Origin of the sequence: Paraburkholderia kirstenboschensis (assembly GCF_032806925.1) — a bacterium.
Classification (GTDB): Bacteria; Pseudomonadota; Gammaproteobacteria; order Burkholderiales; family Burkholderiaceae; genus Paraburkholderia; species Paraburkholderia kirstenboschensis.
In genome coordinates, this window is the sequence record NZ_CP136512.1 from 2,617,199 (window position 1) to 2,629,526 (window position 12,328).

The following is a 12,328-nucleotide window of genomic DNA, read 5'->3' on the forward strand; positions in this document are numbered from 1 at the left end:
TGCCATTCACTAGCGCCCCGATTCGAATGACCTATAAAGAGCTCGCTCAATCCACCACGCCCCGCATCGCGGCCGATCAACTACACGCCTTAGTCCGGGGCGATCTGGGAGCAGGCGGGCAGCGCGCCGCGCGAAGCCGAACTGGTCGCGGATCATCTGGTGGCCGCGAACCTGACAGGGCACGATTCGCACGGCGTCGGCATGATTCCACGCTACGTGGCGTCGCTTGCCGATGGGCAACTGCGGCTGAATCTGCATGCCGATGTCGTAAAAGACGCGGGCGCCGTACTCACTGTGGAAGGCCGCAAAGGCTTCGGCCAGGTGGTCGCGTTCGAGGCGATGGAAGAGGGCATCGCCCGAGCCCAGCGCATCGGCATTTGCGCAGTCGGGCTGCGCGATGCGCATCATATCGGCCGCGTCGGTCACTGGGCTGAGCAATGCGCGCGAGCGGGGCTCGTGTCGTTTCACTTCGTCAATGTGGCGGGCGACCCGCTCGTCGCACCGTTTGGCGGCGCGGACCGCCGCATCGGCACCAACCCGTTTTGCGCGGCTTATCCGCGGCCCGGCAAGCCGCCGCTCGTGCTCGACTTCGCGACGAGCACGGTTGCGTACGGCAAGACGCGCGTCGCTTACAACCAGGGCAAGCAGGTGCCGCCGGGCGCCTTGATCGACCATGAAGGGGTGCCGACGGCCGATCCCAAAGTCATGCACGAGGCGCCGTTCGGTTCGCTGACGCCGTTCGGCGGCCATAAGGGTTTCGGGCTTGCCGCCATGTGCGAGATATTCAGCGGCGCGCTGGCGGGCGGCTTCACCACGCACGCGGACACGCTCGGCACCACCAATGCAATCATCAATTGCATGCTGTCGGTCATCATCGACCCGGCGGCGTTCGACGCCCCTGACGCACAAGCGGAAGCCGACGCGTTTATCGCGTGGGTCAAGGCTTCGCCGCTCGCAGCGGGCGTCGAGCGCATCTATGAGCCCGGCGAGCCGGAGCGCGCGACGCGCGCGGAGCGCGAAGCCCGAGGCATTCCGGTCGATGCCGCCACATGGACGCAGATCTGCACGGCCGCGCTCGCTGTCGGCATGAGCGCAGAAGAGGTCGCGCGCTGGTCGGCGTTGCTCAAATAGCATCTCCTGGATAATGGGCAGATTGCCGTTTATGCAATATAGATATTCCGTCTGTTGGCCCACGAATAAAAAAATATTCGCAAGCGGCATTTTCGACTGCGTCGCCTAATCGGCGCGCCTTGCTTTTCCTTTCGAATTCGCAAGCGAATTCCGCCTCTGCTCGTCCGCTAATTGCATTGCCCGCCGGCACGCAATGTCGCGCATTGTCGTGCATCTTCGCCGCGCAAGCGTTTGCGGTGCGGCGCACGCCGCACCGCTGTCACGCGCCGCTGTGACGCCCGTCGCGCAAGGCTTCGTGATTTCGTTGCATTGATCTGTTGGTTATCCCGCTCCCATCCGATTCCGGTCTGCTTTAGGCTCGCATTGCAATATCAGTGTTTAACCCTAAAGGACCGTTCAAAATGAATCTGCATAACCACCACGCCTGCCGCCCGTTCCTCGAAGCCGGCAATCTGTCGCAAGTCTCCGCTTATTACGAAGAAGGCCGCAATGTCATGTGGATGATGCTGCGCGCGCAGCCGCGTCCCTGTTTCAATCTGGATCTGGTCCACGACATTCTCGGGCTCGCGCAGGCAGCACGGGAGTCCGGCTTGCCGATCGACTTCTGGGTGACCGGCTCGCTGATCCCCAACATTTACAACGTGGGCGGCGACCTGGATTTCTTCGCCGATGCGATTCGCTCGGGCAAGCGCCAGGCGCTGTTGGCGTATGCACGTGCGTGTGTCGACTGCGTGCATGCGGCGGCGCGCGGCTTCGATACGGGCGCGATCTCGATTGCGATGGTCGAGGGCACGGCGCTCGGCGGCGGCTTCGAGGCGGCGCTTGCGCATCATTTCCTGCTCGCGCAATCGGACGCCCGGATGGGCTTTCCCGAGATCGCGTTCAATCTGTTCCCCGGCATGGGCGGCTATTCGCTCGTTGCGCGCAAGGCCGGCATGCGTCTCGCCGAGGAGCTGATCGGCGTGGGCGAACCGCACACGGCGGAATGGCATCGGGAGAAGGGTCTCGTCGACCAGTTGTTCGAACCGGGCGACGCGTACGTGGCCACCCGCACGTTCATCGACACGCTCAAGCCTAAGATGAACGGCATCCGCGCGATGCTGCGGGCGCGCCAACGCGTGCTGCAGTTGCCGCGGGCCGAACTGATGGAAATTACCGAGGATTGGGTGGACGCCGCCTTCATGATCGAAGAGAAGGACCTTGCCTTCATGGAGCGGCTCGTGATGCTGCAAAACCGCCGCACGTCCAACTTGCGGCAGACGGCTGCTAGCGCGGCCAATTTCGGCTGACTCAATCCACCCGCGGCCAAAGTGCGCCCGTTGCGACGCGCAAGCCGCAAGCTCAGGCGATCAGCCTGAGCTTCTGCCTGTCCTGCAACCAGCGCTCGAAGTCCGCGGCCGGCATTGGATGAGCGTACAGGTAGCCCTGCACGTATTCGACGCCCAGCCCTTTCATGAAAGCCTCTTCGGACTCGGTTTCGATTCCTTCGGCGACGACCTTGAAATCGAGTTCCTGCGCAACCACCACCATGGAGCGGACCAGTGCTTGCGCTTTGGTGTCGGCATTGATTGAACGCACGAAGCTGCGGTCCAGCTTGATCACATCGAGCGGAATGCGGCCCAACTGCGATAGCGACGAATAGCCGGTGCCGAAGTCGTCCAGATGCACTTGCGCGCCAAGTTGACGGAACTGCTTGATCAGGTCGATGGCCGCGGCTTCGTCCTCGATCAGGCAGCTCTCGGTGAGTTCCACGTCGACGAGGCATGGTTCGAGCTTCGCCTGCTCGAGCGCTTCGGTGAAATGCCGGACCACCGCCGTATCCACCAGTTGCCGCGCCGACACATTGATCGCGATGCGCAGGTTGTAGCCGTCCGCTTGCCATTTGGCCGCCTGTTTCGCGGCCGTTTGCATCACCCAGCGGCCGAGCACGCCGATCAAACCGGACTCTTCGGCATAACGAATGAACTCCGCCGGCATGATCTGCCCGCGTTCCGGCGAATTCCAGCGCACCAGCGCTTCCACGCCTTGCACCGCGCCGGTTGAGAGCAGCAGCTTGGGCTGATAGTGCAGCGTCAGCTGGCCTTCTTCGAGGCCGCGCCGCAGGTTCGTGTCGAGCCACATGTACTCGGCGACCTTGCGGTTCATATCCGGCGAAAATACGCGGTGCGTGCGCTTGCCTTCGTCTTTCGCGACGTACATGGCGGTATCGGCCGAGCGGATCAGCGACTCCAGGTTGTCGCCGTGTTCCGGATAGCGCGCAATGCCGATCGAGCAGCCCGTATAGACTTCGACGAGCCCGAGGCTAAACGGCGTGCGCATGCGTTCGAGAATGCGCTGCGCGGTTGCCTCGAGTTCGTGCGCCGTGTCTTTTGCCGCGAGCACGATGAACTCGTCGCCGCCGAGCCGCGCGAGCGTGTCGCCTTCGGTCAGGCACATGCCGATGGCGGCCGACACGTCGCGGATCAGACGGTCGCCGAATACGTGGCCGTAGTGATCGTTGACCTTCTTGAAGTTATCCAGATCGAGAAAAAGCACACCCACCGATTCGCCCGGCGACGTCTCCTCGATCGCGGTGCGGATCTTGTCCTGGATCGCATTGCGATTGGGCAGGCCCGTGAGCGAATCGGTGTTGGCAAGTTGCGTGAGACGCTCCTGCGCAAGACGTTCCTCGGTGATGTCCGTGCCCGAGCAGATCAGGTACTGCTCGTCTACGCCGCTGCCGCTCTGCACGAACTTGTTGCGAAACAGAAAGAGCCGTTCGCCGTGCAGTGTCTTGATGCGCCGCTCGACTTCGTACGACACCCCGCGATTGAAGAAGCCCGCTATGTTCTGACTCGACGCCGCGCCGTCTTCCGAGGACATGAAAAGCGCCCACACATTGCGCCCGACGATGTTCTCTTCCTTGACGCCCGTGAGTTCCTCCGCGAGCCGGTTAAAGCGCTGGACTCGCCCGTGCCGGTCGACGATCACGACAACGGAATTCACTTCGGACACGACTTGCTCGGCGAACGACAGGCCATGCATCAGATCGCGCGCGACAGATTCGGTGTCGTCATAGGCGGACGCGGTGCCGGCCCAACTGCTGCTGTTGATCTTTCTGCCGACGAGGTGCAAACGCAGAGGCTCGCCGAAGAGCCGCACGTCGAGAACCAGGTGAGACGTAATGCCAGTGAGGCAACGGATTTGCGATGCCTGCTGAGGATTGAGCGGAATGGCAACGTTGGCTGGCATATCGCCAGTGACTGGCGTCAGTTCGAGCGCGTTGCTGTCGCTCGACAGACGCCAGCAAGGGCTGCTTGTGCCGAACTGCGCATAAAGCACCTGCTCGTGATGGTCGTCATTCATGGGATCCCCGGGCGGTTTGCCGTTTCGGCCCTGATGGCGGATTACGGCAGACAGTCTCATCATACTTAAAGACGGCCCATTGTAGCGAAGCGGCTGAAATTCGGGCCATAAACATGAATGGCGTGTGGTTTGACTGAGGCAAACGGGCCGGTAAAAAAAGCACCGTTAGAGGTGTTACATCAGGCACTCTTTACGGACGCGCTACGTCAGAACCTGCGCGTGAGCCAGCTGCGCGCGCGCTCGCGCTCGATCGGGCTCGCCTCTACCGACGCTTCGAACCAGAAGGCGCCCGCTGCGAGCGTTGCGATGACGACACCGTCGCGGTACAGCACGCGATTGCCCGCGACGGCGGGAACGCGTTCTCCGACCAGCAGGGTGCCCGCCAGGTTGAGCGGATCAGTGCCGCCGACGCACACAAAAGCACCATCGTTCGCATGCCGTCGAACCTCGCGCAACAGCGGGATCGCTTCGGGCAACGCGAACTGTTCGCCAGCGAGTCCGTTGACGAAGCGTCCGCCGCGGATCACGCCGCGCGCTTCGAGCCGCTGATAGACCCGCAGCAGATCGCGCCATGGCGGCAACCAGTCGGCTTCGCGTTCGAGCACGCGCCAGAACACGACACCGTAGCGCCGCAACAACGTCATCGCGACATGTTCGAGGGTGTCGGGCGGCAACTGACGGCGCCGCTGCTGCTGTTGCTGCGGCCGATCCAGTTGCGCGGCGAGTTCCGCGCTCGCGGCAACGGAAGCGCGCCGGTTGACGAGCGCCCAGCGTCCCGCGTCGTCCATTCCGCCGATCAGCGCGCCCAATCCAGCACTCGATCTGGCGCGCCGGCTGCCCGAATACGCGTTGCGCTTCGCTGCCGGTTTGAGCAGCGCGCGCAGGCCCGCGAAACTGTCCGAGTTGACGAGACCGGCCGCCACCAGTTCGCCTAGCGCGTTCTCAAGTTCGATACGCAATACGCGAAGTTCGTGCAGCAATTCATCGAAGAACATGGCGCCGTGCTGCGACAGCGCGTCGTACACAGATTGAGCGCGCGCCGATAGCTCGGGCTGCCGCTCGGGGTCGATCAGCGCGCTCCAGGCGCGTACCTGCGAGCGCGGCAGCAGCACGACAGGCGTGCTGCGCACGGGGCCCGCCGCGCTGCGCGAGCGCTCCGTCAGTCGCGTCCAGACGATCTTGCCTGCGCGGCACAGTTCGTCGAGCGAAGTGTTCGAATACGCCTTCACGCGCGCGGGCAGAATGTCTTCTTCCCAGGCGCTTGCCGCGGCCTCGAAGCCTTCCATCTGTTCCAGAACGGCGGCGAGCGCGTCGCGTCCCTCGCTGCGCGTGTCGGGCGTCAGGTGCTGCCATTCGAACAGAAAGCGCATGAAGTCGTGCCGTTCCACCGGCTCGATCTCGCGGCGTAACCGCTTGACGGTGTAACGGTGAATGCGCGCGAGAAGGTGGCGCTCACACCATTCCTCTTGCGTCGTGTGCGGCGTGAAACGTCCGCGCATCACATAGCCTTCCGCCTCTAGACGGCCGAGCGCCTGTTCGACCGATGGCCGCGGCAGCTTCAGCGCTTCTGCAATCGCGTCGGCGGGCAGCGGGCCGAAGCCGGTCAGCCGGGCGCGCAGTATGTCGAGCAGCGCGTCGTCGGCGCTCCATTCGTCGGTGTAGCCCTTCGGCGCGGTGAGCGGCGGTGTGAAGCGGGCGCCGCCGTTGGTGGTGCCGCTGTTCGTGCTGCGATAGAGCGCGTCGAAACAGGTCAGCCGTTCGGCGGGGAGCCACAGTGCCGCGTCGGCGGCAATGTCGAGGCGCGTCGCTCGGCCCGATTGAGCGAGCGACGTAAGCCATTCCGGCCAGCTCTCGTTCTGTTGCGCCTCGGCCTCGGTAATGCACGCAAGGCCTGTCAGCGCTTCGTGCATTTCGTCGATGCTGCGTGCCTGCGGCCATGCTTCGTCGCGCACGCTCGCGATTGCGTCGGCATCGAGCGCACCGAGGTCGTCCGCGCTCGCCGGATCGGTCCAGCGGCGATTGAGCACGGCCTGCGTGCGGCGCTCCTCGATCGGTGCGTCGTCGAGATACGCGTAGGGTTTTGCGTTGAGTATTTCTGCGGCAAGCGGCGAGGGCGCCGGCAGATCGCGTGCGACAAGCCGCACATCGCCGCTTTCAATACGGCGCAGCAGCGCGAGCCAGCGCTCGCTGTCCATCGCGTCGTGCAGGCAGTCGTCGATGGTCTGGTCCACTAACGGATGATGCGGCACTTCACGCTCGCCGACCACGTTCTCAAGACACGCGGCCTGTTCGGGAAAGACGCTCGTCAGCAGATCCTCGCTGCGCATCCGCTGCAATTGCGGGGCCGTCTTGCGTCCACCGGTATAGCGCGGCAAACCGAGCGCGGTTGTCGCGTTCCAGCGCCAGCGCACGCCGAAGAGCGGCGCGTCGAGCAGTGCCTGAATCAGCAGACGCTCGGCACTATTGGAATGGAGATAGCGCCACACTTCATCGAGCGCGAATGAATGGCTGCCGGTCAGAGACAGCACGATCGCGTCCTCGGTGGCGGCGGCTTGCAGTTCGAAATTGAACTGGCGGCAAAAGCGCTTGCGCAGCGCGAGCCCCCACGCGCGATTCACGCGGCTGCCGAACGGCGAATGAACGACGAGCTGCGTGCCGCCCGATTCGTCGAAGAAACGCTCCATCACCAGCGTGTCTTGCGTCGGCAGAACGCCGAGCGCGGCGCGCGCCCGCGCGAGATAGTCGACGATCTGGCGCGCGGCCGCTTCGTCGAGAGCGAGTTCGGCGACGAGCCAGTCGATCGCGCGTTCGAGCCGCGCGGGCATGGGATTCAGTGATGCGGCGGTTGCGTCCGGCAGGTGTTCCGAGGCGGTCGCTTTCGAAGCGGTGTCGCCAGCCTGTGCGTTCACGAGCGGCGTCGCCGCGTCGTCGTCGGATGCGAGCAGACGCGCGATCTGCTCGCGCAGGCGCGCGACGCCGAACGACAGTTCGTCGCTGCGGCCCGGCGCTTCACCGAGCCAGAACGGGATGTTGGGCGGCTGCCCTTGTGCGTCCTCGACACGCACACGGCCGCTTTCGATGCGCAGAATCCGGTACGACGCGTTGCCGAGCTGAAAGACGTCGCCGGCGAGACTTTCGACCGCGAAGTCTTCGTTGACCGTGCCTATATTGATCGCCTGCGGTTCCAGCACCACCGCATAGTCGGCGTTTTCCGGAATCGTGCCGCCCGAAGTGACCGCAACGAGTTTGCCGCCACGCCGGCCGCGCAACGTGCCGCTTACCACGTCGCGATGAATGTATGCGGCGCGCGGTCCGTTGCGGCTCGTGTAGCCCTCTGCAAGCATGCGCAGCACTGCGTCGTACTGCTCGCGCGCGAGCTCCGCGTACGGCGCGGAGCGGCGCACCAGTTCGAATAGCGCGTCCTCGCTCCATTCGGCACTCGATACTTCAGCGACGATCTGTTGCGCGAGCACATCGAGCGGCGCACGCGGAATGCGCAGCGCGTCGAGTTCACCGCGCCGCACGCAATCGAGGAGCGCCGCGCATTCAATCAGGTCGTCGCGCGAAGTGGGGAAGAGTCTGCCTTTCGGCATGCCGCCGACATGGTGGCCCGAGCGCCCCACTCGTTGCAGGAACGGCGCGATCGCGCGCGGCGAACCCATCTGGCAGACCAGATCGACGTCGCCGATATCGATGCCCAGTTCGAGCGAAGCGGTCGCGATCAGCACCCGCAGTTCACCGCGCTTGAGCCGCTGTTCGGCGTCGAAACGATGCTCTTTGGCGAGGCTGCCGTGATGCGCGGCGACCGCCTCCTTGCCAAGCCGCTCGGTCAGATGACGCGCGGCGCGCTCGGCCATGCGCCGCGTGTTCACGAAGATCAGCGTGGTGCTGTGTAGCGCGACGAGTTCCGCGAGACGGTCATAGACACGCTCCCAGACTTCGTTCGGCATCACGGCTTCGAGCGGCACCGGCGGAATTTCCAGCGCCAGGTCGCGCTCGCGGATGTGGCCCACGTCGATGATCGCGCAGTCGGCGGGTATGTCGCTGCCGACTGGCGCGCCGCCTACGAGAAATCGTGCTACCGCGCTCACCGGCTTTTGCGTCGCGGACAGGCCGATGCGCGGCAGGCGTCGACGGCACAGCGCGTCGAGCCGTTCGAGACTGAGCGCGAGGTGGCTGCCGCGCTTGCTGCCCGCGAGCGCATGAATTTCGTCGACGATCACCGTTCGCACCGTGCACAGCATGTGCCGGCCGGAGTCGGAGCCGAGCAGCACGTAAAGCGATTCCGGCGTGGTGACGAGGATATGGGGCGCGCGCTTTCTGAGCGCGTTGCGTTCCTGCTGCGTGGTGTCGCCGGTGCGCACGGCGGTGCGGATGTCGAGCGGCGGCAGGCCGCGCGCGTCGAGCTCGGCGGCGATGCCCTGTAACGGCACTTGCAGATTCAGGCGGATGTCGTTCGACAGCGCCTTGAGCGGCGATACATAGACCACCAGCGTTTCGTCGGGCAACGCGCCGTTGTTCGCGAGACCTTGCTGGACCAGGTCGTCGAGTGCGGACAGGAAGGCCGTGAGCGTTTTGCCCGAGCCCGTGGGTGCGGCGACCAGGGTCGAGCGGCCCCGGCGGATCTGCGGCCAGGCGGCGGCCTGCGCGTCGGTCGGCGCGGGGAAGGTCTTCAGGAACCAGCCGGCAACCGCCGGATGAAAGGCCGCCAGCGCGTCCTGCGCGGCGGCGCGGTCCGCCCGCAGCGAGGACGGGAGCTCGCGAGGCGCGTCGGCTGCGGTGTCCAGGTTCGCGGTCGTGGTGCTCACTGAAGCGCTCGATGAAGTGCTCACTAAGGTCATGCCCGCTTAGATGGGGACGCGACGCCCGATATCCAGACGACGGCATCCAGACTACGGCATTCCCCGCGCCCGTTGCCGGCGCAAACCGAAGTCGCGGAATCAGAGGGCCAGTCTGGCAGGTTTCGGCGGCGTTTGCCCAATGGCTTCGCAGCGGTCGCCGGTGGGCGTTAGCGTTCCGAAAGCGACGGCGGCCCCCGCCTGCTCAGCGGCGCCAATTGCAGTACCCTTTACGGCTCACCTGTCCACTCATCCACGATGGAGTTTCGACAATGCGATACAACCAGCTTGGCCGTACCGGGGTATTTGTTTCCGAACTATGTCTGGGCACGATGACCTTCGGCGGCGGCGAAGGCATGTGGAAGCAGATCGGCGATTTGCAGCAGGCCGACGCCGAGCGGCTCGTTGGCCGGGCGCTCGACGCGGGCATCAATTTCATCGATACGGCCGACGTCTATGCCGAAGGCCTGTCCGAGCAGATCACCGGGCAGGCGCTGAAAAACCTCCAGGTGCCGCGCGACAAGGTCGTGGTGGCAACCAAGGTTTTCGGCCCGACCGGTGAGTTTCCGAACGCGCGCGGCGCGTCGCGCTATCACATCATCGACGGGATGAAGGCCAGTTTGAAGCGCCTGCAGCTCGATCACGTCGATCTGTATCAGATCCACGGTTTCGACCCGGCCACGCCGATCGAAGAAACCGTGCGCGCGCTCGATACGCTCGTGCAGCACGGTCACGTGCGCTATGTCGGCGTGTCCAACTGGGCGGCGTGGCAGATCGTGAAGGCGCTCGGCATAGCGGAGCGGCTGGGACTCGCGCGCTTCGAAACGCTGCAGGCGTACTACACGGTCGCGGGCCGCGACCTCGAACGCGAACTCGTGCCGATGCTGCAGAGCGAAGGGCTCGGTCTGATGGTCTGGAGTCCGCTCGCGGGTGGACTGCTGAGCGGCAAATACGGGCGTGAGCAGCAGGGCGAAGCGGGCAGCCGCCGCACCACATTCGACTTTCCGCCGGTCAACCGTGACCGTGCGTACGACTGCATCGACGCGATGCGTGAGATTGCCGAGGCAAAGCGCGTGTCGGTCGCGCAGATTGCTCTTGCGTGGCTGCTGCATCAACGGGTGGTGACGTCGGTGATCGTCGGCGCGAAGAAGGTCGAGCAATTGGACGACAACATCGCGGCGACCGGCGTCGCGCTCACCGCGGACGAGCTGGCAAGGCTCGATCAGGTGAGCGCGCTGCCCGCCGAGTATCCCGGCTGGATGCTGGCGCGCCAGGGCGAGGCGCGCCGCAAGCAGCTCGAGGAGGCGCGCCGTCTGGTGGTTTGATGCGACCGGCCGCGCGTGTCAGGCGGTCGTCCGGCGTATTTCAACGGACGTCCGGTATGGGCAGACTTTCCCGGCGCCTGCGACCGACGTCCGGCCCACCAACGAACGTCCGGCGCTGAAAAGACGCCCGGCGCATTAAACCGATGCTTCGGCGGAATAGGCCGCGACGGCGTCCATCGTGCGGGCCGAGTACACCATGGTCGCGCCGGCGTTCATCGCGACCGCTACGCCGAGCGCTTCGGCGATTTCCTCGCGGGTGGCGCCTTGCTTCAGCGCTTCGGCCGTATGCACGGTGATACAGCCGTCACAGCGCAAACTCACGGCCACCGCGAGCGAGATGAGTTCGCGCGTCTTCGCGCCCAGCAAGTCGTTCTTCTGACCGGCGCTGGACAACGTCTGATAGCCCTTGAGCGTGTCCGGCGACAGCTTGCCGATTTCGCCGATGCGGCCAAACAGCTTCTTGCGGTATTCGGTCCAGTTCAACATGGCAATGCTCCTTCGTCTGAGGCACGTCGGCGGTTGCCGGCGTCGTGGGCAAAGTATTGCGCGGGACGGCGATATCCTGAATACTCGACTGGCTCAACATTTAGCGCGCACGTCTCATGGATACGCTCAGCCGATTGCTCGAGCTTGCCCGGCCGCAGGCCAGCCTCGATTTGCGATGCCTGCTCACCGGCGCGTTCGATGTCGACCATGCGCCGATGGAACCGGGTATTGCGCCGTTCCATCTGGTGCTGGCGGGGGCGTGCGTAATCGAGATGGCGGACGGCGCGCAAGTGCGCCTGCAGACCGGCGATTTCATGCTGTTTCCGCGCGGCGCGGCACATCGCGTGAGGGATGTCGAGCTGAGCGCCGCGAGCGCGCCGCTGGCGATGAGTCACGACGGCCTGCTGCCGGTCAAGCGAAACGACGGCCGCGGCATTGGCAAAGCGGCGGGGGGCGAAGGTATGGACGGCAATTCCGTTAGCGGCGAAGGAGTCAACGCTGACGTCATTACCGACGCCCCCACCGACACTACCTACGGCGACCCAGAGCACACGACCGCGAACACCGTCGATCTCGACCTGCTCTGCGGCCGCTTTGCCTACACGCCGGGTTCGTCCGCGTTGCTGCTGAATGCGCTGCCCGATCCGTTCCATGTGTCGCTCGGCGGCGTCCGAACGCTCGCCCCATTGCAGACGCTCATCGGGCTGATGCGCGACGAGGCGGGCCAACGGCGGCCGGGCGCGCTTGCCATCGTCACAGCGCTGAGTCAGGCGCTCTTCGGTATGGCGTTACGCGTACACGGCGAGCAGGCCGATTCGACTCCCGGCATGCTGGCGCTGCTGGCCGACGCGCGTCTGGCGGCGTCGGTGCAAGGCATGCTGAGCGCGCCGCAGCGCGCGTGGACCATCGCTGATCTGGGCGAGCTTGCCGCGATGTCGCGCGCCACTTACGCGCGGCGCCTCAACGAACGCGCCGGCATGACCGTCATGGATTTCCTCACGCAGATTCGCATGACGATCGCTTGCGACCCCTGCTGCGCCGCACGCAGCGCAGCGCGGCGGAAATTGGCGAAGCGGTGGGCTATCAGTCTGAAGCCGCGTTCGGCAAGGCGTTTCAGCAAAGCGTCGGCGTCACGCCGGGACGCTACCGGCGCCATCCACAGCAAAGCGTGTCGGCCGTCTCTTCATGAACCGGGCGATGCCG

At 64.9% G+C, this 12,328-nt stretch carries 5 protein-coding genes and 2 pseudogenes; 4 read left to right on the plus strand and 3 right to left on the minus strand.

Translation table 11 applies throughout. The features are described from left to right. Positions 1-26: 26 nt before the first annotated feature. Positions 27-1,131 (plus strand): annotated as a pseudogene (locus RW095_RS20730) (malate/lactate/ureidoglycolate dehydrogenase). 401 nt (positions 1,132-1,532) lie between these two features. Further along, a complete protein-coding gene (locus tag RW095_RS20735; RefSeq protein WP_128596959.1) occupies positions 1,533-2,420 on the plus strand; it encodes a crotonase/enoyl-CoA hydratase family protein in 888 nt (295 codons plus the stop codon). Positions 2,421-2,472: 52 nt separating this feature from the next. Here RW095_RS20735 and pdeR read toward each other — a convergent pair whose 3' ends face one another. Next, a complete protein-coding gene (gene pdeR, locus RW095_RS20740; protein ID WP_317018040.1) occupies positions 2,473-4,476 on the minus strand; it encodes a cyclic di-GMP phosphodiesterase in 2,004 nt (667 codons plus the stop codon). A gap of 206 nt (positions 4,477-4,682) precedes the next feature. Continuing rightward, positions 4,683-9,317: a DEAD/DEAH box helicase gene (locus RW095_RS20745; RefSeq protein WP_317018041.1), complete on the minus strand. Its 4,635-nt coding sequence runs from the start codon at positions 9,315-9,317 to the stop codon at positions 4,683-4,685. Between the two features lie 269 nt (positions 9,318-9,586). On the opposite strand from RW095_RS20745, the gene RW095_RS20750 reads away from it, so the two are divergent. Beyond that, positions 9,587-10,639: an aldo/keto reductase gene (locus tag RW095_RS20750; RefSeq protein WP_317018043.1), complete on the plus strand. Its 1,053-nt coding sequence runs from the start codon at positions 9,587-9,589 to the stop codon at positions 10,637-10,639. Positions 10,640-10,774: 135 nt separating this feature from the next. Here RW095_RS20750 and RW095_RS20755 read toward each other — a convergent pair whose 3' ends face one another. After that, positions 10,775-11,125 carry a carboxymuconolactone decarboxylase family protein gene (locus tag RW095_RS20755; protein WP_317018044.1) on the minus strand — a complete coding sequence of 117 codons (351 nt, stop codon included), beginning with the start codon at positions 11,123-11,125 and terminating at the stop codon, positions 10,775-10,777. Positions 11,126-11,241: 116 nt separating this feature from the next. On the opposite strand from RW095_RS20755, the pseudogene RW095_RS20760 reads away from it, so the two are divergent. Further along, positions 11,242-12,314: pseudogene (locus RW095_RS20760) on the plus strand (AraC family transcriptional regulator). Positions 12,315-12,328: the final 14 nt, after the last annotated feature.